Source organism: Rhodanobacter sp. B05 (assembly GCF_002001085.1).
Taxonomy (GTDB): domain Bacteria; phylum Pseudomonadota; class Gammaproteobacteria; order Xanthomonadales; family Rhodanobacteraceae; genus Rhodanobacter.
In genome coordinates this window covers 180,741-202,676 of sequence record NZ_MUNU01000010.1, presented here as the reverse complement: position 1 = coordinate 202,676, position 21,936 = coordinate 180,741, and the positions used below count along the sequence as shown (strand labels likewise).

The 21,936-nt window shown below is 64.2% G+C and carries 18 protein-coding genes and 1 tRNA gene; 12 read left to right on the top strand and 7 right to left on the bottom strand.

Going from position 1 to position 21,936, the window contains the following annotated elements; all coding sequences use genetic code 11:
- Positions 1-6: 6 nt before the first annotated feature.
- Genes dgoD through B0E47_RS04760 form a run of 4 tightly spaced genes read right to left on the bottom strand, consistent with a single transcriptional unit; the run spans position 7 to position 4,921 of the window.
- Entirely contained in the window at positions 7-1,155 is a 1,149-nt protein-coding gene (gene dgoD, locus B0E47_RS04775; protein ID WP_077512848.1) for a galactonate dehydratase, read from the bottom strand.
- On the bottom strand, positions 1,152-1,796 hold the full coding sequence (locus B0E47_RS04770; RefSeq protein WP_077512847.1) for a 2-dehydro-3-deoxy-6-phosphogalactonate aldolase: 645 nt from the start codon (positions 1,794-1,796) through the stop codon (positions 1,152-1,154). The genes dgoD and B0E47_RS04770 overlap by 4 nt, the downstream gene beginning before the upstream one ends.
- Positions 1,790-2,734, bottom strand: a complete 945-nt coding sequence (locus tag B0E47_RS04765; RefSeq protein WP_139351337.1) for a 2-dehydro-3-deoxygalactonokinase — start codon at positions 2,732-2,734, stop codon at positions 1,790-1,792. The genes B0E47_RS04770 and B0E47_RS04765 overlap by 7 nt, the downstream gene beginning before the upstream one ends.
- 39 nt (positions 2,735-2,773) lie before the next feature.
- Entirely contained in the window at positions 2,774-4,921 is a 2,148-nt protein-coding gene (locus tag B0E47_RS04760; protein ID WP_077512845.1) for a beta-galactosidase, read from the bottom strand.
- A gap of 64 nt (positions 4,922-4,985) precedes the next feature.
- On the opposite strand from B0E47_RS04760, the gene B0E47_RS04755 reads away from it, so the two are divergent.
- The 4 genes from B0E47_RS04755 to B0E47_RS04740 all read left to right on the top strand — a co-directional run bounded on the left by B0E47_RS04755 (position 4,986) and on the right by B0E47_RS04740 (position 8,056).
- Entirely contained in the window at positions 4,986-6,017 is a 1,032-nt protein-coding gene (locus B0E47_RS04755; RefSeq protein WP_168171004.1) for a phosphotransferase, read from the top strand.
- Entirely contained in the window at positions 6,010-7,332 is a 1,323-nt protein-coding gene (locus B0E47_RS04750) for an aminotransferase class III-fold pyridoxal phosphate-dependent enzyme (RefSeq protein WP_077512843.1), read from the top strand. The genes B0E47_RS04755 and B0E47_RS04750 overlap by 8 nt, the downstream gene beginning before the upstream one ends.
- 80 nt (positions 7,333-7,412) lie before the next feature.
- Positions 7,413-7,664, top strand: a complete 252-nt coding sequence (locus B0E47_RS04745; RefSeq protein WP_077512842.1) for an AbrB/MazE/SpoVT family DNA-binding domain-containing protein — start codon at positions 7,413-7,415, stop codon at positions 7,662-7,664.
- Entirely contained in the window at positions 7,661-8,056 is a 396-nt protein-coding gene (locus tag B0E47_RS04740) for a type II toxin-antitoxin system VapC family toxin (RefSeq protein WP_077512841.1), read from the top strand. Before B0E47_RS04745 ends, B0E47_RS04740 begins: the two co-directional genes overlap by 4 nt.
- Positions 8,057-8,162: 106 nt before the next feature.
- Here B0E47_RS04740 and B0E47_RS04735 read toward each other — a convergent pair whose 3' ends face one another.
- On the bottom strand, positions 8,163-8,882 hold the full coding sequence (locus B0E47_RS04735) for a FadR/GntR family transcriptional regulator (RefSeq protein ID WP_077512840.1): 720 nt from the start codon (positions 8,880-8,882) through the stop codon (positions 8,163-8,165).
- A 591-nt stretch (positions 8,883-9,473) separates the two neighbouring features.
- Here B0E47_RS04735 and B0E47_RS04730 point away from each other — a divergent pair.
- Together B0E47_RS04730 and B0E47_RS04725 are read left to right on the top strand one after the other, a co-directional pair.
- Positions 9,474-12,023: a TonB-dependent receptor gene (locus B0E47_RS04730; protein ID WP_077512839.1), complete on the top strand. Its 2,550-nt coding sequence runs from the start codon at positions 9,474-9,476 to the stop codon at positions 12,021-12,023.
- Between the two features lie 148 nt (positions 12,024-12,171).
- On the top strand, positions 12,172-14,199 hold the full coding sequence (locus tag B0E47_RS04725; protein WP_077512838.1) for a trehalase family glycosidase: 2,028 nt from the start codon (positions 12,172-12,174) through the stop codon (positions 14,197-14,199).
- Between the two features lie 76 nt (positions 14,200-14,275).
- Here the strand turns inward: B0E47_RS04725 and B0E47_RS04720 are convergent, their stop codons facing one another.
- Positions 14,276-14,836, bottom strand: a complete 561-nt coding sequence (locus tag B0E47_RS04720) for an RNA pyrophosphohydrolase (protein WP_077512837.1) — start codon at positions 14,834-14,836, stop codon at positions 14,276-14,278.
- Between the two features lie 180 nt (positions 14,837-15,016).
- Between B0E47_RS04720 and B0E47_RS04715 the strand changes: the two genes are divergently transcribed.
- The 3 genes from B0E47_RS04715 (at position 15,017) to B0E47_RS04705 (ending at position 16,050) form a co-directional block, all read left to right on the top strand.
- A tRNA-Met gene (locus B0E47_RS04715) sits at positions 15,017-15,093 on the top strand.
- A 175-nt stretch (positions 15,094-15,268) separates the two neighbouring features.
- Entirely contained in the window at positions 15,269-15,766 is a 498-nt protein-coding gene (locus tag B0E47_RS04710; RefSeq protein ID WP_077512893.1) for an Arm DNA-binding domain-containing protein, read from the top strand.
- Positions 15,742-16,050: a DarT ssDNA thymidine ADP-ribosyltransferase family protein gene (locus B0E47_RS04705; RefSeq protein WP_168170998.1), complete on the top strand. Its 309-nt coding sequence runs from the start codon at positions 15,742-15,744 to the stop codon at positions 16,048-16,050. Before B0E47_RS04710 ends, B0E47_RS04705 begins: the two co-directional genes overlap by 25 nt.
- Here B0E47_RS04705 and B0E47_RS04700 read toward each other — a convergent pair.
- Positions 16,047-17,237 carry a DNA-binding transcriptional regulator gene (locus B0E47_RS04700; RefSeq protein WP_077512892.1) on the bottom strand — a complete coding sequence of 397 codons (1,191 nt, stop codon included), beginning with the start codon at positions 17,235-17,237 and terminating at the stop codon, positions 16,047-16,049. The genes B0E47_RS04705 and B0E47_RS04700 overlap by 4 nt on opposite strands.
- A 333-nt stretch (positions 17,238-17,570) precedes the next feature.
- Between B0E47_RS04700 and xylA the strand changes: the two genes are divergently transcribed.
- From xylA to B0E47_RS04685, 3 genes are all read left to right on the top strand, one after another.
- Complete coding sequence (gene xylA / locus B0E47_RS04695; RefSeq protein ID WP_077512836.1) at positions 17,571-18,887, top strand: xylose isomerase; 1,317 nt, start codon at positions 17,571-17,573, stop codon at positions 18,885-18,887.
- 43 nt (positions 18,888-18,930) lie between these two features.
- Positions 18,931-20,436 carry a xylulokinase gene (xylB, locus tag B0E47_RS04690; RefSeq protein ID WP_077512835.1) on the top strand — a complete coding sequence of 502 codons (1,506 nt, stop codon included), beginning with the start codon at positions 18,931-18,933 and terminating at the stop codon, positions 20,434-20,436.
- 77 nt (positions 20,437-20,513) lie between these two features.
- Positions 20,514-21,932, top strand: coding sequence for a sugar porter family MFS transporter (locus B0E47_RS04685; RefSeq protein WP_077512834.1), 1,419 nt, complete (start codon positions 20,514-20,516; stop codon positions 21,930-21,932).
- The last annotated feature ends 4 nt before the right edge of the window (positions 21,933-21,936 follow it).

Sequence of the window (21,936 nt, the reverse complement as noted above, 5' to 3'; positions counted from 1 at the left end):
GCATGCTCACCATTCGGCTACGCTGCCGTCCTCGTGGCGCCACAGCGGATTGCGCCAGCGGTGGCCGATCTTGGAACGTTCGACGACGTAGGCTTCGTTGACCTCGATGCCGAGGCCGGGGCCGCCGGGAATCGCGACGTAGCCATCCGCGTAGGCGAATACATTGCGGTCGACCACATAGTCGAGCAGGTCGTTGGCGGCGTTGTAATGGATGCCCAGGCTTTGTTCCTGGATGAAGGCGTTGTGGCACACCGCATCGAGCTGCAGATTCGCCGCCAGCGCGATCGGGCCGAGCGGGCAGTGCAGCGCCAGCGCCACGTCGTAGGCTTCCGCCATCGCGGCGATCTTGCGGGTTTCGGTGATGCCGCCGGCATGCGAGGGGTCGGGCTGGATGATGTCGACGCCGCCCATTTGCAGCACGCGCTTGAAGTCGTAACGCGTATACAGGCGCTCGCCCAGCGCGATCGGTGCCGGCGCGATGCTGGCGAGTTCGGGAATCGCATCCAGATGTTCGGACAGCACCGGCTCCTCGATGAACATCAACTTGTACGGCGCCAGTTCGCGCATCAGCACCTTGGCCATCGGCTTGTGCACGCGACCGTGGAAGTCGATGGCCAGGCCGATGTGCGGACCGACCGCTTCGCGCACGGCCTGCACGTTCTCCAGCACGCGCTCGACCTTGGCGTGACTGTCGACGAAGTGCATCTCCTCGGTGCCATTCATCTTGACCGCGGTGAAGCCGCGTTCGACCGCGGCCCTGGCGGCGCTGGCCGTATCCGCCGGACGGTCGCCGCCGATCCACGAATACACGCGAATGCGCTCGCGTACCGGGCCACCGAGCAGTTCATGCACCGGGACGCCGAGATGCTTGCCCTTGATGTCCCATAGCGCTTGGTCAACACCGGCGATCGCACTCATCAGGATTGGTCCGCCGCGGTAGAAGCTGCCGCGGTACATCACGTTCCACAGATCCTCGATGTGACGGGGATCCTTGCCGATCAGGTAATCGGACAGTTCATCGACGGCGGCGGCCACGGTATGTGCGCGACCTTCCACCACCGGCTCGCCCCAGCCGCAGATGCCGGCATCGGTATCGATGCGCAGGAAACACCAGCGTGGTGGCACCAGGAAGGTGGTGAGTTTGGTGATCTTCATGCACGGTGTTCCTGAGACTTTGGAGAGACGGCTGCCCACGCCTGCGCGAAGGCGCGGGCGCGGCTGGCAACTTCATCGACGTCGAGGCCGGGCGCATACAACGCGGAACCGATGCCGAACCCCTGCGCGCCGGCGGCGAGCCATGCCGCCATGTTGCCGGGTGTGATGCCACCGACCGGCAGCACCGGCAGTTCTTTTGGCAGGACGGCACGCCAGGCCTTGAGTGCTTCGGGCGACACCTGATCGGCGGGAAACAGCTTCAGGCCGTCGGCACCGGCCGCCAGTGCGGCGAAGGCTTCGGTCGGCGTGGCGACACCGGGCACGCAAACCATGCCGGCTTCCTTGGCGGCGCGGATCACGGTGGTATCGGCATGCGGCATCACGATCAGCCGGCCACCGGCGGCGGCGACCTCTTGCACCTGGGCTGGTGTCATCACGGTGCCCGCGCCGATGAGATAGTTGTCGCCCAAGGACTGGCTGAGCCGACGGATGCTTTCCATCGGCTGCGGCGAGTTGAGCGGCACTTCCAGCACGCGAAAGCCGGCGTCGGCGAGCACATGACCAATGCTCACGGCTTCGTCGGGACGGATACCGCGCAGGATCGCGACGAGAGGCAGGGGATTGAGCCAGGAGCTCAGCATGAAGAAGTTTCCTTGGGCGCCGTGGACGAGTCGGTGCTGACCAGGCCGATATCGCAGGCGATTTGCCACAGCCCGTGCGCGGCGGCGTCCAGCAGGGGGTCGGCAAGATCGAAGTCGAAGTGGGATGCGGCCAGCCGATAACGCGCGCACAGCGCGGCATCGCCAATCAGTTGCAGCGGTGCGTCCTGGCGGAAGCGATTCGTGGCAAGGCTGGAACGCAGTTCCTCTCCGATCAGCAGGCCGGAGAGATATTCGGGCACGGCGTCCGGCGCCAGCGCACCGTCGAGCATCAACGCGCGCGCGGAGAACAGCCGGCTGAATGCCCCGGCAGTACCGCTATCGCGCGCCGCGATGACGCCACGCGCGAACGCATCAGGATCAACCGCAGCATCGCCCGCGCCGGCACAAAGGATCGAATGCTGCCGGAGCAGTGCAAACAGTTCGCCCGTCATCATGGTGCAGAAATCGGCCACGGCACCATCGCGCACGCGAGCCCACTTGCTGTGCGTGCCGGGCAGGATCCAGGTGGAATCGGGGATCAGTGCCGGGCGCAGGGCCAGCGCGCCCAGCAACTGGGTTTCCTCGCCGCGCATCACGTCAGGGCCGTGCGGATTGCGCAGGCCGGGGATGATATGGACGTCCGAACCATCTTTGGCACGCAGGCTGCGGACGGCGCTGCCGAGCTGCGCCGTGTCGGCAGGAAGGTTCATGTACGGCACTTCCAGCCAGCCCTGACGGCTGCCGACCATGCCACAGGCCAGTCGGGGCAACTGGGGCCAGCCTTCAGCGATGTCGGTCAGTGCGGCATCGAAGTCGCCCTCCGGCAGATGGCGAATGCCCCACGGGCGCGCGCGCGTCTCGCGGATTTCGCCAGCTGCGTCGAGCCAGTAGGCGCGCAGGCTGGTGGTACCCCAGTCGAGTCCGATCAAGCCGCTCATGGATTCAGGCTTCCCCATGGCACATGGATGTCGCGTACGTCACGGCGAGGAGTCCTTCCAGATCAGCGTCTGCGCCGGGGCCAGCGGCAGCTGGCCGTGCACGATCTTCGCGCTGGCCGGGAGCGCAGGGGCAAACGGCTGCGGGTTGTAGTTCACCATGAAATCGAATCCGCCGCGCCAGTCGATGAACACGCCCTTCGGCAGATCCTCGATCGCCACGCCGGCGCGCTGGTAGACGCTGCGCACGATCTCGCGTTCCAGTTCGCCGTCATCGGTCGACACGCCGATCATGGTGACGCTGCCCTTGCCCAGCTTGCGGGTGGTCGCCGCCGCCTTGCCGGCATAGTAATGATCGGCATAGGTGGCGAGTACCTGGGTGCCTGGGCGCGGGGTGAGGATGTCGGCCCAGCGATGCCACTCGTGCGTCTTTCCATCTGCGGTGACTTTTGCGCTGGCGCTCGGCGGCAACATGTCGAAGCCATCGACGTCGTCGCCGATCAGATCGAGGATCGGCGCATACCATGGCCCTTCGGGGAACTGGCCGAGCTCGTTTTTCTGCCCGGTGCGGCTGGTCAGGATCAGATGGCCACCCTGTTCCACATAGCGCCGCCATTTGTCCGCCAGCTGCTGGCTGACCATCTGGTAGGCCGGCGCGATCAGGAACGGGTAGCGGCTGAAGTCATCGCCTTCCGCGATGAAATCCATCGGCGCGCCGGTGCTCTTTACCGCCAGCGTGTAGCCGTTGCGGTAAGCCCAGCTATGCCACAACGTGGTTTGCGGCTGGATCTCCAGATCCCAGAACACGTCGTGGCTCCACAGATAAGCGGTGTAGCGCGCCGCCAGTTTTTGCGGAAGCTTCGCCTTGCTGTCGAGCTGCACTTCGAGCGCCTTGATCTGATGCAGGGTGTCGACGAATTCACGCCCGGTGCGCGAGAGCGTCACGCCGTCGGTGCCGACGATGCCTTCGTGATACATCTCGCTACCGCGCAGCGGATGCCGATAACGGTAGGTGCTCAGCAAGGAGGCACCAGACGCAAACGCATGCCACATCCACATGCTGACCGCGCCGGGCATCGGCTGCGGATTGATCTCACCCCAGTTGACCTGGCCCGGCTGCAATTCCATCACGCCGAACGTGCCGTTGATGGAGCGGAAATACGCCGCCGCTTCCATCAGGTTGGCGGGCTTGCCGATTTCGTAGTTGTTGCCGCCCAGCACGTTCGATCCCTGCACCGGATACAGCGTGAAGGTGGGGAAGTCCAGATCATGTGCGCGCCGCGGATCGGTGGCGGTGGTGACATTGGTGTAGTTGGTCGTCACCCACTGCCCGGGGCGCGCGTACTTCTTGATGATCAGCGCCTGGGCATCGAGGAAGTGCGCGGTGGTGTCGGCCTGGTAGCGGGCGAAATCCAGCTGCGCATGCGGGCTCAGCTTGTCTTCGGCCGCGAGCGTGGCATTCGGGAGGTGCACCTGCTTGAAGCTGCCGTAGCGGGTGCTCCAGAACGAACCGGCCCATGCCGTATTCATCGCCTCGATGCTGCCGTATTTCTTCTGCAGCCAAGCCTGGAACGCCGCCCGCGCGCTGGCGCTGTAATCGAGGAAGGTGCCGGGCTCGTTGTCGACCTGCCAGCCCCAGACGCGTGGATCGTGGCCGTAGCGCTGGGCCATGGCGGTCACCAGCCGCGCCACGAAGGTTTCGTACTTCGGATTGGCCAGGGAGACCTCCGCGCGGATGCCGTGTTCATGGCGCTGGCCGTGCTCGTCCACCCGGTAGACCTCGGGGTAGCGCTCGTCCATCCAGCTCGGCGGCGCTGCCGACGGCGTGCCGAGGACGACGCGCAATCCGGCCTTGCTGGCCAGGTCGATGGCATGATCGAGCCATGTGAAATCGAAGTGGCCTTCCTCCGGCTCCAGGTAGGTCCAGTCGAATTCGGCCATGTGGGTGAAGTCGAAGCCGAGCCTGGCCATGCCATCGAAGTCGCGCTGCCATTGGCTGCGCGGCCATTGCGTGGGGTAATAGAACACGCCAAAACTCATCGGCTCGCGCTGGTGCAGCAAGGCCGCGCCTCGCAGCCGTGCTGGATGCGGACCGCCGGTATCGACCAGCTTCGTAGCCACCGGATTCGCGTTGGCAGCGATGATCGTCATGGAGGCGGCGAGCAGCGCCGCCAGCAAGGGCCGAAACATGGGGTGCGCCTGTGGTGAGATTCAAATGTCAACTTATACTACAATTAAAACTCCCGCAATATTCGTGCGCGATCCTATGGACATCCTGACTCCTGACGCGGCGCTGGCGCTGGCTGACCGGCACTGGCGCATCCGTGGCGATATCTGCGCCCTGCCATCCTATGCCGATCAGAACTTCCGCATCCGCACCGGGCATGGCGAGTATGTGCTGAAGGTGGCGCACCCGTCATGGTCGCGGCTGGATCTGGACCTGGAGAATCAGGCCATGATGACGCTGGCCGAGCGCGAGCCGGCGCTGCAGTGGCCACGGGTACAGCTCAGCGTGGACGGCGAACACCTGCTGACTTTGCCGATCGCGGGACAGCCATGCCAGGTGCGTGTATTGAGCTTCGTGCCCGGCACGACGTATGCGGATGCCATCGGAGCAGTCCCGCAGACGCAGCGCGCGGCGTTGCACGAGAGTCTTGGTAGTGCGGTCGGCCGACTGACGCGTGGGCTGCAGGACTTTCATCATCCGGCTGCCGATCGCCAGCACGACTGGAATCTGCTGCGGTTGCCAACGCTGCGCGACGAAATCGCGCATATCGAAGATGCCGGCCTGCGCGTCATCGTGCAGACGCACGCCGAGGCGTTCTGTGCCCGCCTGCCGTCATGGCGAGCGCAGCTGCCGATCACGGTGCTGCACAACGATGCCAATGATCTGAATGTGATCGTGTCAGATGACGGCGGTGGCCAGCGCGTCCGCGCGGTGATCGATTTCGGCGACATGTGCACCAGTTTCCGGCTGGCCGACCTGGCGATCGCCTGTACCTATGCGATGCAGCACGAGGCCGATCCGGTGGCGTGCGCGCGCACCATCGTGCGCGGCTATCTGGCGCAGTGCCCGTTGCTGCGTGTCGAACTCGAACAGCTGCATGCCTTCATCCTCGCGCGCCTTTGCCACAGCGTGCTGATGGCGACGCGCGCGCATAGGGAAGAGCCCGACAACCCGTTCATCCTCGTGTCGCAGCAAGGCGTGCGCGCGCTGTTGCGCGAACTCGCCGAAGTCGACCACGATGCCATCGTCGGCCCCTTTCCGGAACCCGGCCATGACTGATCCCACCACCGCCAGCAACGTGCCACAACGCAGCAATGCCGATATCCTGCGCTTGCGCAAGCAGTTGCTGAACCCGACCCTCAGCGTGTCGTACAACGAGCCGCTCAAGATCGTGCGCGGTGAAGGCGTCTGGTTGTACGACCAGGATGGCCAGGCTTACCTCGACATGGTCAACAACGTCTGCCATGTCGGGCATTGCCATCCGCGCGTGGTCGCGGCCGGGCAGGCGCAGATGGCGCAGCTCAACACCAACACCCGCTACCTGCATGACAACATCGTCGAGTATGCGCTGCGCCTGACGGCCACCTTGCCGAAGCGCTTGTCGGTCGTGTTTCTCACCAACTCGGGCACCGAGGCAAACGACCTCGCGCTGCGCCTGGCGCGGGCACACACCAAGGCACAGGGCGTGGTGGTGGTGGATCACGCTTACCACGGCCATTCGCCGTCGATGGTCGAGCTGAGCCCGTACAAGTTCAACGGCAAGGGCGGCGCAGGGCAGAGTCCGCATGTGGGTGTGGTGGCGATGCCCGACGTTTACCGTGGACCTTTCCGCGAAGCTTCCACGGCGGGTCGGCAGTATGGCCAGACGTTGCCAGCGGCCATCGACAGCCTGCGTCAGCGCGGCATCGCGCCGGCGGCGTTCTATTGCGAATCGCTGCTGGGTTGCGGCGGCCAGATCGTGCTGCCGGAAGGCTATCTGGCCGAAGCCTACGCGGCGGTACGCGCGGCCGGTGGCGTGTGCCTGGCCGATGAAGTGCAGGTCGGCTTCGGCCGGGTCGGCGAACATTTCTGGGCGTTTGAATCTCAGGGCGTCGTGCCGGATATCGTCACCCTGGGCAAGCCGATCGGCAATGGCCATCCGATGGGCGCCGTGGTGACCACGCCGGAGATCGCCGCCAGCTTTGTCAGCGGCATGGAGTACTTCAATACCTTTGGCGGCAATCCGGTGTCCTGCGCGATCGCGCTGGCCGTGCTGGACGTGATTGCGGACGAACAGTTGCAGGAGAACGCACGCCGCGTCGGTGATTTCCTGATGGACGGCTTGCGCGAATTGCAGCGACGCCACGATTGCATCGGTGACGTGCGTGGCCGCGGCCTGTTTGTCGGTGCCGAGCTGGTGCGCGATCGCGCAGCGAGAACTCCCGACCAGCCGAAGGCCAAGGCCGTGGTTGAAGCGATGAAGGCACGTCACGTGCTGCTATCCACCGAAGGCCCGGACGACAACGTGCTGAAGATCAAGCCGCCGATCGTGTTCAGCCAAGCGAATGCCGAGGAATTCCTGGACAAGCTCGATCAGGTATTGCGCGGGGCGTAGTTCGGTTGCGTGGATGAAAACTTGAAGGTAATGCAATCTAGCATTACTCTATGTTCAAGTCGTAGCCCGAGGGCACCACCATGACCATATTGACCGTTACCGCACGGGGACAAGTCACCTTTCGGAAGGATGTGTTGCAACACCTTGGCATCAAGCCCGGAGAGAAGATCGAGCTGGACTTGCTGCCCGACGGTCGGGCCGCACTGAAAGCAGCCCGGCCCACCGGGTCGATGGCTGGCTTCGTCGGCCTGCTGGCCGGACGCACAACCAAGGTCGCCACCATCGAAGAAATCAACGAGGCCACGGCGTCGGGCTGGGCGGGCCGCAAGTGAAGGTCGCGGTTGACACGAATGTGCTGGTCCGCGCTGTAGTGCGCGACGATGCCAGGCAAGCGAAGATTGCCGCCAAGCTGCTGACGAGTGCTGACGTGATCGCAGTCGCGCTGCCATGTCTGTGCGAGTTCGTCTGGGTGCTGCGTCGTGTCTACGGCTTCACCCCAGCGGACGTGGCCGCTGCGATCCGGGCACTGCTCGATGCAGCAAATACGGAAACGAACCGACCAGCCGCTGAAGCGGGCCTGGCCGTACTCGAAGCTGGAGGCGACTTCGCCGATGGCGTGATCGCCTTCGAGGGCCAATGGCTAGGCGGCGAAACCTTCGTATCGTTCGACAAGAAGGCGGTCGCCTTGCTCGCCGCGCAAGGTCAATCCTCCCGCTTGCTATGACGAGCGGTGAGCTCGCAACGACCTTCCTGACGCTGTTTCCGCGACGTCGTGATTAACGGCGCAGCGGAACTTCGATCGTCGAGAGCTCGGCAAACCGTACAGACACTCAGGACGCTTTCTTGGTGCGTCCCTTGCGCTTCTTGCGAAGATTGGCCAGCGAATCCGCAATCATGCCTTGCATCGCCTTGCGGGCGACCTCCGGCTGCTGGCGGCGGATCGCTTCAAGCACTTTCAGATGCTGTGGCAGGGAATAGCTGAAGTCGCCGGCCGTTTTTGCCGACAGCACGAAGAACATCCCGAGCGCACTTTCGACCACCGAGAAAAGCGAGATCATCAATTCATTGCCGGTCGCCTGGAGCACGGCATCGTGAAAGCTGAGGTCCGCCGCCGCCCACTCTTCAGTGTCACGGGCGGCCTCCATTTTCCGGTAGGCCAGATCCACCTGGGCCAGCTGGGTCGCGGTGCGTCGGCGTGCTGCTGCTGCCGCCGCCGCCGGCTCGATGATTTCGCGCATCTCCACCAGTTTCTCGATGAAGTCGTCGGTCGGCATCGAGGCGCAGCGCCAGGAAAGGACATCCGCGTCCAGCTGGTTCCAGAAATGCGTCGCGCGTACGCGGGTGCCCACGCGCGGGCGAGACTCGATCAGGCCCTTGGCGGACAGGACCTTCAAGGCTTCGCGCAGGGCCGTGCGGCTCACATCCATGCTTTCGGCCAGATCCTCCTCGCGCGGCAACACATCACCGGGACGCAAATCACCGACGACAATCCGCTTGCCCAGTTCACGGATCACATGGCCATGCAGATTGCGTGAATCCGTAGCCTTCATGTTCAACTTCTCTCCGCGGTAAGGGCGCTTCCGGCGTTGTCACGCCGCCATGACGTGAAGCCGTGTGGATCGGATGCCGCAACATGCTGCAGTGCGATAACGTCCGAAATTTATCATACAAACGTACCGAGTGAAGGTTGGGCGGTACCCAGGCATGCAGGCGGCCACGCAGGACTGAAGCTCGGCGGCAGCGATCCGTTGTCCTGCCGCCAAGGCCGCGATCCATCGCCACGCTCGCGCGTTGCCTTGAGCCGGCCATGGACCGTGCAGCGGCGCGTGCCGGGCAGGCGATGGCGTCGCTGGCGCGTCCGTCCCTGCACACCTTTTCAGCCGCCATCCCGCGGCAGCCCCGCGTCGTGTGGGCGCGTGCGGCAGCTCCAGACTCATCCGTATTTTATACTATGGTAGTACAAATGGGATTTTCTGGGTTAGGATGCGAGCTCGCCGAGGCGATACCCGTGGCATGGATAGCGGGAGAAGTGGCGAGACAGTTTCAGGAACTACGTGGGACCAGCTGACGCGCAGGCGCAACGGCATCGAGTCCAGGCAAATAACTAAATGATCCATATGTCTCGGGGAGGAGAATTCATCATGAGAACTTGCACGCAGGTCAATCGACGGGCTCTAAGCGTTGCCATCGGCGTCATGCTGGCGACCGGGGTCGTCCATGCCCAGGACACGGCATCCCAGACCACGCCACCACCGACGGCGCCATCGACCGAGCACGCCAGGCAGAAACCCGCCGAGCCGGCATCGGTGCAGACGCTCAACACGGTCGTGGTCACCGGCAACTCCGCGTTCGGCGGCATCAAGAAGATCGATGCCAGCTACTCGATCACCACGGTGACGAGCCAGCAGATCAAGGAGCTCAACCCGATCAGCGTGGCGGATCTGCTGAAGGTATCGCCGGGCGTCCATCCGGAATCCTCCGGCGGCCAGACCGGCGCGAACATCGAAGTCGCCGGCTTTCCGTCGGACAGCGGTGCGCCATTCGTCACCTTGCAGATGAACGGCTCGCCGCTGTTCCCGAAGTGGGATTACTTCACCGATGCGATGTTCCGCCTCGATGACACCATCGATCGCATGGAAGCCGTGCAGGGCGGAACCTCGGTCCTGTACGGCAACGGCCAGCCCGGACTCATCGCGAACTTCATTCTCAAGGAAGGTACCGCGGTGCCCTCGGGCAGCATCGGTGTCACCTACGGATCGGAAGGCATGGGGCGCCTCGATGGCTTCTACGGCTTTCCCATCGGCGGCCAGGACAGTGGCTGGTACGGCAGCATCGGCGGCTTCTGGCGCAAATCCGACGGCGTGCGCAGCCCGCAATTCCCCGCCGACAAGGGTGGCCAGCTGACCGCGACCTTGAGCCACGACCTCGCCCACGGTTCGGTCATGTTCTATGCGCGCGTGTTGAAGGACAAGAACCAGTTCGTCACCGACACGCCGATCCTCAACCCCGCGCCCGGCCAGTTCTCGGCCTACCCGGGGTTCAATCCGTTGACCGGCACCTTCGGCAGCAATGCAAACCGGCGCCAGTTCCTCGAGACCACGCCGTGCTTCACCGCAGGCTGCAAGCCGGGTGGCCAGAATATCGACATGGCCAACGGCGAGGGTGGCGACATCCACATGCTGGGCGCCAACCTGGATCTGGAATTCGACAACGGCTGGTCGCTGTCGGACAAGGCGCTGTTCGTCGCCGGCCACATGGATATCAATGCGTTCTTCAGCACGGGCGACAATCCGACCACGCTGGGCAACTTCATTGCCGGCGCCGCATCGGACTTCGGGCTTCCCGCCAATCTCACCGCGACGGCCACGTACACCAATGGCAAGCCGGCGAACATGAACGAGAACGTGACCGTTCAGAACCCCGAGTTCATTCCCAAGAAGATCCAGTCGATCAGCAACGAATTTCGTCTGAGCAAGGAATTGTTCAGCGGCAACACCCTGACCGTCGGCAACTATACGGCGGTGTATTCCGTGAAGCATGCCGAGTACGACGGCCTCAATCAGCTGCTGCAGGCAAAGAACAACCCGAACCCGATCGTGGTCAACCTGAGCGATGGCACGAACAATTACGCCCTGACCGATACGCAGGGGCTGTTCTGGAATGCCAATCCGCAGTCATGGATGGCCTTCAACGAGCACTGGCACGCCACGACCATGGCGTTCTTCGTGGCCGACGAATGGAACATCGGCAGGTGGCGCTTCGACGGCGGCATGCGCATCCAGCATGACGACATCGGCGGCTGGTTCCAGAACACCACCTCCGGCGACCTCGATGCCAACCCGTACACCGTGTACAACAACAACGCCGAGTATCTGACGAACAGCTACGATCATCCGTCCGGTTCCCGCAGCGCGCCGTCGTGGACCCTGGGAGCGAACTACGCGCTGAGCGACCACATGAGCGCCTATGCGCGCGTCAACGACGGCGTATTCCTGCCCAGCTTCGACGACATCGTGAACCAGGGGAATCCGCCGGTGGAGAAGATCCACAACATGGAACTCGGCTTCAAGTACCAGGCGCCGTGGATCTATGCCGACATCAGTGCCTATCGCCGGTTGTTCCATGGCATCCCGTACTCGATCGATCTGCCTAGCGGACAGATCAACCTCGTCTACGGTTCGGTGACCAAGGGCATCAACACGCAGGTGACGGTCACGCCGTTCAAGAATTTCTCGATCGCGTTGAGCGGCAATTACATGGACGGTCACTACTCCGGCTACGACAGCTGCGTGCCTTATATCGCGCAGGATGGCAGCGAACGGTGCGACACGATCAGCGGCATGGTTCTGGATCGCCAGCCGAAAATCCAGTATCGGCTGACCCCGGCCTATGTGGTGCCGACCAGTTGGGGCAGCATGAAGTTCTGGTTCACCTATGAGCACGTGGGCAACCGCTATGGCGACCAGCTGCAGCAACAGCCGCTGGGCAGCTATCACGACCTCGCGATCGGTGCCATCGCCAACGTCGGCCAGAACTGGATGCTGACACTGCGTGGTACCAATATCACCAACGAGATCGGCATCACCGAAGGCAATGCCCGCCTGTTCGGCTTTGCCAGCGGCGGCGGTGTGATTCTTGCCCGTTCGATCGAAGGACGTGAGGTCAACTTCCAGGTCAAGTACAAGTTCTGAAGAGTGGGGTAACGGCAGCCGCTGTTATCCGGAAAACCGCGTCGCGTCGGCCGCACCAGCGGCCGACGCGACGGCAGGGGGCAGACTGAACGCTTGAACGTGACCCGAGTTCTTTTCATCTGCGGTCTGCGCCAAGGAGCGACACGCCATGCGTCCATCCCTCACCTTCCTGATCATCGCCGCGGTGGTCACCATTCTTGGTCTTGGCAGCGGTGGCGCACGTGCCGAGCCAACCGGGCTGCGCGCCGATACCGCCGCAAGCTATCTCGACGTACTCGACCTGCATGGCGCACCGAAGACGCCGACGGATCGAAGCTTCAACATCTTTTTCGACGCCGGGTCGTGGCATGGCTACAGCCTGCCGCCAGCCAGCGATACGACGACGGGGTTTTCCGGCCCGTTCGTGCACAGCCTTGGCGAGGGGCAATGGGTCGGTGCGCGCTTCGCCCAGCTGACGTTACGGAATGCCAGCAACAAGCAGAACATTGTTCTCCACCCGCTCGAAAGTCACGCGGCGCCGGGCTATCTGGTGCGCGACTTTTCCGGTCCTGACTTGACGGTAAGCCAGACCCTGTTCTTTGCCGATTCCTGGCATGCGCTGGTGCGCATCGAACTGACCGCGACAACGGCGCAGGACGTGGACCTGTCCGTCGCAGGGCGCGTAATGCCTCAGCAACAGAAGGGCTTGGTCAAGGACGGCGATACGGTGGCGCAAACCTTTGCCCACTCGGACTCGAAGCTGACCACGCAACTCCACGCCGAGGGTGTTGCCGCCGATCAGGTCACCCTGTCAGGCGCCGATTATCGCATCGGGCTGAACCAGCCCCTGCATTTGAAGCCGAATCAGACCGCGACGGTCTGGGTCGAGCAAACCCTGATCTATGACGTTCGCGCCGAGACGCCAAAGCTCGTCCATCTCGCCACTGCCTGGGCGCAAAATCGCGCACGCTGGGCCGGCTATCTGAAATCTGTCGCATCGAGCCATCTCGCCGGCCTGCCGGACGCAACGGCCCGACGGATTTCGGTCAAGGCCATGCTGACCCTGCTGGGAAACTGGCGAGCGGCGCGTGGCGACCTGCACCACGACGGTGTCATTCCCTCGTATTCCAACCCCGAGTTCAACGGATTCTGGGCCTGGGATTCGTGGAAGCATGCGGCGGCGCTGGCGCAATTCGCGCCGGAGCTGGCGCGCGACCAGATGCGTGCGATGTTCGACTACCAGGCCGCCGATGGCATGGTTCCCGATTGCGTCTTTCTCGACAAGGCGGGCAACAACTGGCGCGATACCAAGCCGCCGCTGGCGGTGTGGGCGACGCTGGAAATCTATCGCGCCACCGGCGACAAGGCCTTTCTGGCCGAGATGTACGACAAGCTGGTGCGCTATCACCGCTGGTGGTTCGCGGCGCGCGATCACGATCACGACGGTCTGGCCGAATATGGTTCGACCGACGGCAGCAAGGTCGCCGCGAAGTGGGAAAGCGGCATGGACAACGGCGTGCGCTTCGACGCCATCCGCATGCTGAGGAACGGCAATGGCGCCTGGTCGATGGATCAGGAATCGGTCGATCTCAACGCCTACCTGTACAAGGAAAAACTGGATCTGGCGCAGGTCGCAGCGATCCTCGGCAAGACCCAGGATCAGGCGCAGTGGCTGCAAGAGGCCGCGACGATGAAGGCCGCCGTTCAGACCCGCATGTTCGACAAGACGCGTGGTTACTTCTTCGATACCAAACTCGGCAGCGGCGATCCCGTGCGCGTATATGGTTCGGAAGGCTGGACGGCGCTGTGGGCCGGCGTGGCCAGTCCCGAGCAGGCCAAGTCGGTGATCCGGATCATGCTTGATCCGGCCAAGTTCGCCACCTTCATGCCGTTCCCGACCCTTGCCGCGGACGATCCGCACTTTTCCCCGATCAAGGGCTATTGGCGCGGCCCGGTATGGCTCGATCAGGCGTATTTCGGCGTGGAGGCGCTCCGGCGCTACGGCCATGGCGGGCAGGCCGACGCCATGGCACGCCGCCTGGTACTCAACGCCAAGGGTCTGACGCAGCAGGCGCCGATGTATGAGAACTACGACCCGTTGACCGGCCAGGGTTATCAGTCACCCAACTTCAGCTGGGCGGCCGCCAGCTATCTGTTGCTGATGCAGCCGAGGGCGAGCAACCAGCACGTGCCGTGATCGACCGCGTCCCGATCTGGCCCGCGGTTACCGATCGCCCGGCAACCGGCTTTCGCGCAGCTTCAACACGACAAGTTCAGGCAGCGGCGCGCCCCGAACGCGGGCCCGTGGGCGGCGTATCGGCCTCGTCGTGGGGCGGCGTGGTGCCGATCACCACCCCGAACAACTCCTCCACCAGCGGCGCGAAGTGGCGCAGCGCCTTGGCATAGACATCGCGCTTGAAGTTGACCACGTGCGCGGCCGGGTACCAGAAGTCCACCCAGCGCCAGATGTCGAACTCCGGCTTGTCGCAGGCGTCCAGCTTCAGCGCGTCCTCGCCACCGACCAGCTTCAGCAGGAACCACACCTGCTTCTGGCCGATGCAGGTCGGCCGCTGGTGCCGACGCACGTAGCGCTCCGGCAGGCGATAGCGCAGCCAGCCGTGGGTGGCGGTGATCACCTCCACATGGTGCGCCGCCAGCCCGGTTTCCTCCTCCAGCTCGCGGTACATCGCCTCCAGCGGCGTCTCGTCGGTGCGCATGCCGCCCTGCGGAAACTGCCAGCCATCACGATTGACCCGGCGCGCCCAGAACAGCTGGCCGTCTGCATTCAGCAGCACGATCCCCACGTTCGGACGGTAGCCATCTACATCAATCATGTCGTCTCCTGGGGCGATGCCCCACGGACCGGGAGCAGAATCGCAGCCAGACCTCGTGCCCGATTCAACCACAGCCCGCAAAGCCCCAGCAAGCCGCCGACTTGAACCCGCGCGCCCGGCCCACTACACTTCCGCGCCCCGCCCGTGATCGTTCCGATCGCCCTGCGGCGGGTTCCCAATGGCTATGTAGCTCAGCTGGTTAGAGCACAGCACTCATAATGCTGGGGTCGGTGGTTCGAGTCCACCCATAGCCACCAATTAGTTGTTCAGTGACATCCAAAGAAGGCCGGTAAACGTAGCTACGGCAACGGTTCCGGCCTTTTTAGTGTCCAGCGGTGTAGCATTCCGTCCTATGCGATCTACCGTCGCGAGGCGGTAGATTTGACGGGAGATTGCTACCGTCAAAAAAACTACCGTCAATGGGCCTCCGCCATGTCGCTTTCTGACACTGCCATACGCAACGCGAAGCCAGGTGCCAAACCGGTCAAGATGACCGATGGCGGCGGCATGTACCTGCTCTTGAATCCGAACGGTTCGCGCTGGTGGCGGTTTGACTATCGGTTTGATGGCCGGCGCAAGACCTTGAGCATGGGCACCTACCCAGACACTGGCCTGAAGGACGCCTGTGAAAAGCGCGAGGAGGCCCGCAAACTGATAGCTGCAGGGGTAGATCCCAGTGCGCAGCGCAAGGCCGTTAAAGCCGCCGGGCTGGATCGCGCGGCGAACAGTTTTGAAGTGGTGGCACGGGAATGGTTGGCGTTGAAGCAGCGCGAGTGGACACCGGGCCAGTACGCCAAGGAGCACGACCGGCTGGAGAACCACGCCTTTCCCTGGATTGGCCATCAGCCCGTGGCAGACCCCATGGGGTGCACTGTGCTCGTTCGCTCGTGCAGGACCCCAGCTTCGTGGGGATCGGCAATGCCGATCTGATCGGCCGCCGACGGGATCATCCGTTGCCGCCACCCTGCCCCGGCACATTGGGGGATTACGTACCGTTCTACTTCACTCCCTACTCGCCGATGCTCAACAACATTAGAACCGGCTGGGGTGGCGTCGCAAGGCGTGACCGGTCGGAGATTACGTTCCTGGTCTCGTCGTTGCCTCGCCTTAACGAACTGGGGATCGACTTCGTGTTCAGCGATCGCCACGCCTATCTGGCTGCGGCGCGGTTCAGCAACGTACTGGTGGAGTTGGCCGCATCCCTCGCGACTTAGTCAACAGTCTCACCTTGCAGACTATCTTGGTACGCCTTGGGGGTGCAGCCCAGTTCGCGGCGGAATACGGTGTAAAGGTATTGCACCGAGGTGAAGCCGCAACGCACCGCGATATCCGCGAGGCTGGATTCGCCGCTGCGCAACAGCTCCTGCGCGAACTCCAGCTTGTGTCGCAGGATTTCCTGGTGAACGCTGGTTTTGAGGCTGCGCCGGAAATGCTCTTCCAGCAGTGAGCGCGACACGCCGACGTAGTTCGCCACCTGCTCAGTGCGGATGCCGAGGCAGCCATATTGGCGGATGTAGTGCAGTGCACGCATCACGTGTGGGTTTCGCCGGGTTTGGTGCAGGCTGGATGCGGCCACGTGTAGTCCTTGTGGCGGCACCACCACGCGGGTATCGCTGCAGTCTGCTCCATGCAACATGCGGTGTAGTAGATGGGCGGCGGTGCGGCCCATTTCCTCGGTGCCCTGCTGCACCGAGGTCAGAGGGATGCGGCTCATCGTGCGTGCCAGCGGGTCGTTGTCGATGCCGACGATGGCGACTTCGTCGGGCACCGCGATGTCCGCCATCATGCAGGCCTGCAGCAACTGACGCGCGCGCGCGTCGGTTGCCGCGAGTATGCCGACCGGTTTCGGCAGGGATGTCAGCCAGGCCACCAGCGCCTCGAGTGCATCGCTCCAGCCCGCCGCACTGGTGGCGTGGCCGTGGTAGATGAAGCTCTTCAGGCCGTCGCGCGCAACCATGCTGTCGAACAACCGCTCGCGTTCTTCCGCCCAGCGGTGTGCCGGTGCCGCCGGCAGCGAATAGAACGCGAAGTGTTCCAGCCCCTGCTCGATCAGGTGGTCGTAGCCCAGCCGCACCATCGCGGCGTTGTCGGTGGCGATGTAGGGCAGGCCTTCGGGGTAGCGCGAGGCATCGGTATAGGAGCCGCCCACGGCGACCACCGGCACGTTCACTTCGCGTAGCGCCGCGCAGACCTGCGGATCGTCGAAGTCGGCGATGATGCCGTCGCCGCACCAGCCGGCCAGACCGGTCAATCGGCAGCGGAAGTCCTCTTCCATGAACAGGTCCCAGCTGACCCGTGTGGATGCCAGGTATGCGCCGACGCCGGCGATGATCTGCCGGTCGTACACCTTGTTCGCGTTGAACAGCAGCGCGATGCGATGGACACCATGTGGATTGCTCATCTCGGTCACCATGCGGTGGTCTGGCGGCATGCCCGCACCAGGACCAACAATTGTGCTCCGGGCCAGGCCCGGCTCGACCCGAGGCTAGCACGGCCGGATGGGGGGTGCGGGGGCTTTGCGGCAGGTGCAAAAGAAGAAACGTCAGTCGCTCTGGGCAATTTCGTAATTGCGCTGCCCCCGTGCTGCCCGCAGCATGAATCGCGATTCAGCATGCATGGTCGACGAGATCCGTCCCGAATGAAACGGCCGCCGCAAGCGTCCAACCCCGTTCCCCGAAGGTGTCGTGGCAGCGCTGCCGCCGTCCCCACCACCCGTTCATCGCAAGGAAATTCCATGTCGTATTTCGATTCCATCGCGCCGGTGCGCTACGAAGGGCCGGACACGGAACAACCGCTGGCGTTCCGCCACTACGACGCCGGCCGGCGCGTGCTCGGCAAGACGATGGCCGAGCACCTGCGTTTCGCGGTGTGCTACTGGCACAGCTTCGTGTGGCCCGGTGTCGACATGTTCGGCCAGCCCACCTTCGAGCGGCCGTGGCAGGCCGCCGGCGAGCCGATGGCGAATGCGCTGGCCAAGGCCGATGCCGCTTTTGATTTCTTCGCCCGCCTCGGCGCGCCGTTCTACACCTTCCACGACACCGACGCGGCACCGGAGGGCGACAGCCTGCGCGAGTACGTGGACAACTTCGCGCGGATCGTCGACGTGCTGGAGGCGAAGCAGGCGCAGACTGGTGTGAAGCTGCTGTGGGGCACCGCGAACCTGTTCTCGCATCCGCGCTACGCGGCCGGCGCGGCGACCAATCCGCAGCCGGAAGTGTTCGCCTACGCGACGACCCAGGTCGCGCACGCGATGGCCGCCACACAGCGGCTGGGCGGTGCCAACTATGTGCTGTGGGGCGGCCGCGAGGGCTACGACACCCTGCTCAACACCGACCTTAAACGCGAACGCCAGCAGCTCGGCCGCTTCATGAACATGGCGGTCGAGCACAAGTACAAGCTCGGTTTCGACGGCGACATCCTGATCGAGCCGAAGCCGCAGGAGCCGACCAAGCACCAGTACGACTACGACGTCGTTACCGTCGCCGGCTTCCTCAAGGACTTCGAGCTGGAAGGCGAGATCAAGACCAACATCGAAGGCAACCACGCGACCCTGGCCGGGCACTCGTTCCACCATGAGGTGGCCACCGCGATCGCGCTGGGCGTGTTCGGCAGCATCGACGCGAACCGCGGCGACCCGCAGAACGGCTGGGATACCGATCAGTTCCCGAACAGCGTGGAGGAATGCACGCTGGTGCTGTACGAGATCCTCAAGGCCGGCGGCTTCGGCAAGGGCGGCATGAACTTCGACACCAAGGTGCGTCGCCAGAGCAGCAGCCCGGCCGACCTGTTCCATGGCCACATCGGCGCAATGGATGTACTGGCGGTGGCGCTGCTGCGCGCCGCCGACATGGTCGAGCGCGACCTGCTCGGCGAACTCAAGGCACGTCGCTACGCCGGCTGGGACGGCGAGCTGGGCCAGCGCATCCTGGCCAGTTCCAGCAGCCTGGCCAGCATCAGCGAGGAGGCACTGGCGCAAGGCTTCAACCCGCATCACGTCAGCGGCGAGCAGGAGCGGCTGGAGAATCTGGTCAACCGCTTCATCCACGGTTGATGGCGATGACGACGCACGACCGGCCGCACGCGGTGTCCGGCTGATGTTCGTCGGCATCGACCTCGGCACCTCCGCTGTCAAGGCGGTGCTGCTCGATCGCGACGGTGCGTTGCGCGCCAGCGTGCTCGCGCCGTTGAGCGTGTCGCAGCCGCATCCGCGCTGGTCGGAGCAGGATCCGGAACAGTGGTGGCAAGCCACGCTGAGCGCGATGGACCAGCTATTGCTGCAGCTTGTGCAGCTGGATATTGCTCCCGCGGCGATCGAGGCGATCGGGCTCAGCGGGCAGATGCATGGAGCGACGCTGCTGGATTCGCGCGGCCAGGTGCTGCGCCCGGCGATCCTGTGGAACGACGGGCGCAGCGACGCCGAGTGCGCCGAGCTGGAAAGCCTGGCGGACTTCCGCGCGATCACCGGCAATCTGGCGATGCCGGGGTTTACCGCGCCGAAGCTGCTGTGGTTGCGCAAGCATGAACCCGAAGTGTTCGCCCGCATCGACAAGGTGCTGCTGCCGAAGGACTACCTGCGCTATCGGCTCAGCGGTGATTTTGCGACCGACCCGTCCGATGCCGCCGGCACGCTGTGGCTGGACGTGGCACGACGGGCTTGGAGCCCGATCATGCTGGCTGCTTGCGGTCTGGACAACGAGCAGATGCCGACGTTGGTCGAAGGCCCGCGGGTAACCGGTCATCTGCGCGAGGATCTGGCACGACGCTGGTCGATGGGCGAGGTGGCGATCGCCGCCGGCGCTGGCGACAACGCCGCTGGCGCGGTTGGCATGGGCGTGATTCGGCCAGGTCAGGCGATGCTGTCGCTGGGCACATCCGGCGTGTTCTTCGCGGTGTCCGACGGCTTTCATGCGCGGCCGCAACAGGCCGTGCACAGCTTCTGCCACGCGTTGCCCGATACCTGGCATCTGATGTCGGTGATGCTCAACGCCGCCAGTTGCCTGGATGTGGCGGCGCGGTGGGGTGGCTATGCGGACATCGGCAGCATGCTCGAAGCCGCCGCGGTCGCACCGATGCATGCGCAGCGGCCGTGGTTCCTGCCGTACCTCAGTGGCGAACGCACGCCGCACAACGACGTGCATGCCACCGGGCTGTTCTATGGATTGACGCCGGGCACGCGGCGCGAAGACATGGTGCACGCGGTACTGGAAGGCGTGGGCCTGGGCCTGCTCGACGGGATCGAGGCGGTGCGCGCGGCCGGCGTGGACACCGGACCGGTCAGCGTCATTGGTGGCGGCACGCGCAGCACTTACTGGTTGCAGATGCTGGCCGATATGTTCGGCCGACCGCTGCAGTTGCACAGCGGTGGGGACGTCGGTCCCGCGCTGGGCGCGGCGCGTCTGGCGCGGATGGCGGTGGAAGGCGACAAGGATCCCTTGGCCGCCTGCCCACAACCGCCTGTGCTGCAGGTACTGGAACCGCATGCGGGCCGCCACCAGGAATATCTCGCGCAGCGCCAGCCGGTGTTTCGCGAACTCTATGTGCGGCTGAAAGGGTTGCGCCGCGAGGGTTCCGCTGCGGATGGCAGCAGTCGCGCGACGTGAGGGCGAGCCGGACCCGGCCCACTGCTACAGTCGATTCTCCAGTCGGTCACGCAGAAATTCTATCAAGGGGAACAGGCATGAACGTTGCCGTCGCAACACGGGAAAGCAGCGAAAACACCGGTTTCATCGTGCTGATCAGCCTGGTCGCCACGATCGGCGGCTTCCTGTTCGGTTTCGATAGTGGTGTCATCAACGGCACGGTCGAGGGTCTGCAGAAGGCCTTTCATGCGAATTCCTTCGGCACCGGCTTCAACGTCGCCTCGATGCTGCTGGGATGCGCTGTCGGTGCATTTTTTGCCGGGCGCATGGCCGACATGTACGGCCGTCGCAGCGTGCTGATTGTCGCGGCCGTGTGTTTCATCATTTCCGGTTGGGGATCGGGTATCGCCGGCACGTCCACTGCCTTCGTGATCTACCGGATCATCGGCGGCCTGGCCGTGGGTGCCGCCAGCGTGATGTCGCCGGCCTACATCAGCGAGGTGTCGCCGGCGCGTTATCGCGGCCGGCTGGCCACCGTGCAGCAGATCGCGATCATTTCCGGCTTGTTTGCGGCCTTCCTCAGCAACTACGCGCTGGCGGGCATCGCCGGGGCTTCGGTCAATCCGCTGTGGTGGGGCTTCGAGGCCTGGCGCTGGATGTTCTGGATCGAGATGATTCCGGCCGTGCTGTTCCTGCTGGCGCTGGCGGGCATTCCGGAGAGCCCGCGCTACCTCGTGGCCAAGGGTCGCAAGGAGCAGGCGCTGAAGGTGTTGACGCGCCTCTACGGTGAGCTCACCGCGCGGCTCACCTTGGCTGACATCCAGGGCTCGCTGGCAGCGGATCACCGCCCGCGACTGCGCGACCTGTTCGACCAGACCCGCCGGCGGATTCGGCCGATCGTCTGGGTCGGCATCGGCCTGGCCACGTTCCAGCAACTGGTCGGCATCAACGTGGTGTTCTACTACGGCGCCGTGCTGTGGCAGGCGGTAGGGTTCTCCGAAAGTGATGCCTTGCTGATCAATGTGCTGTCGGGAGGCTTGAGCATCGGCGCCTGTCTGGTGGCGTTGATGCTGATCGACCGGATCGGGCGCAAGCCCTTGCTGTGGATCGGCTCGGCCGGCATGACGGTGACCCTGGCCGTGGTCGCCTTTGCCTTCGCCAGTGCCGGCACAGGGGCCGGCGGCCAGCTGGCCTTGTCCGGGCCGATGGGCGTGCTGGCGCTGGTGGCAGCGAACGCCTACGTGGTGTTCTTCAATGTTTCGTGGGGCCCGGTGATGTGGGTGATGCTGGGCGAGATGTTTCCCAACCAGATCCGCGGCTCCGCGCTGGCGGCCGCCGGCGCGGCGCAATGGACGGCGAACTTCGCCATCACGATCACCTTTCCGATCCTGCTCGCCGGCATCGGCTTGGCCGCCGCCTATGGCATCTACGCCTTCGCCGCGCTGCTGTCGGTGATCTTCGTGCTCAAGTATGTCAACGAGACGAACGGTAAGGAACTCGAACAGATGCCGGGGTGATCAG

Excerpts from the sequence above, each read along its gene's own strand:
- dgoD (WP_077512848.1), bottom strand. The coding sequence starts at position 1,155 with ATGAAGATCACCAAACTCACCACCTTCCTGGTGCCACCACGCTGGTGT.
- B0E47_RS04770 (WP_077512847.1), bottom strand. The coding sequence starts at position 1,796 with ATGCTGAGCTCCTGGCTCAATCCCCTGCCTCTCGTCGCGATCCTGCGC.
- B0E47_RS04765 (WP_139351337.1), bottom strand. The coding sequence starts at position 2,734 with ATGAGCGGCTTGATCGGACTCGACTGGGGTACCACCAGCCTGCGCGCC.
- B0E47_RS04760 (WP_077512845.1), bottom strand. The coding sequence starts at position 4,921 with ATGTTTCGGCCCTTGCTGGCGGCGCTGCTCGCCGCCTCCATGACGATC.
- B0E47_RS04750 (WP_077512843.1), top strand. The coding sequence starts at position 6,010 with ATGACTGATCCCACCACCGCCAGCAACGTGCCACAACGCAGCAATGCC.
- B0E47_RS04745 (WP_077512842.1), top strand. The coding sequence starts at position 7,413 with ATGACCATATTGACCGTTACCGCACGGGGACAAGTCACCTTTCGGAAG.
- B0E47_RS04735 (WP_077512840.1), bottom strand. The coding sequence starts at position 8,882 with ATGAAGGCTACGGATTCACGCAATCTGCATGGCCATGTGATCCGTGAA.
- B0E47_RS04730 (WP_077512839.1), top strand. The coding sequence starts at position 9,474 with ATGAGAACTTGCACGCAGGTCAATCGACGGGCTCTAAGCGTTGCCATC.
- B0E47_RS04725 (WP_077512838.1), top strand. The coding sequence starts at position 12,172 with ATGCGTCCATCCCTCACCTTCCTGATCATCGCCGCGGTGGTCACCATT.
- B0E47_RS04720 (WP_077512837.1), bottom strand. The coding sequence starts at position 14,836 with ATGATTGATGTAGATGGCTACCGTCCGAACGTGGGGATCGTGCTGCTG.
- B0E47_RS04710 (WP_077512893.1), top strand. The coding sequence starts at position 15,269 with ATGTCGCTTTCTGACACTGCCATACGCAACGCGAAGCCAGGTGCCAAA.
- B0E47_RS04700 (WP_077512892.1), bottom strand. The coding sequence starts at position 17,237 with ATGAGCAATCCACATGGTGTCCATCGCATCGCGCTGCTGTTCAACGCG.
- xylA (WP_077512836.1), top strand. The coding sequence starts at position 17,571 with ATGTCGTATTTCGATTCCATCGCGCCGGTGCGCTACGAAGGGCCGGAC.
- xylB (WP_077512835.1), top strand. The coding sequence starts at position 18,931 with ATGTTCGTCGGCATCGACCTCGGCACCTCCGCTGTCAAGGCGGTGCTG.
- B0E47_RS04685 (WP_077512834.1), top strand. The coding sequence starts at position 20,514 with ATGAACGTTGCCGTCGCAACACGGGAAAGCAGCGAAAACACCGGTTTC.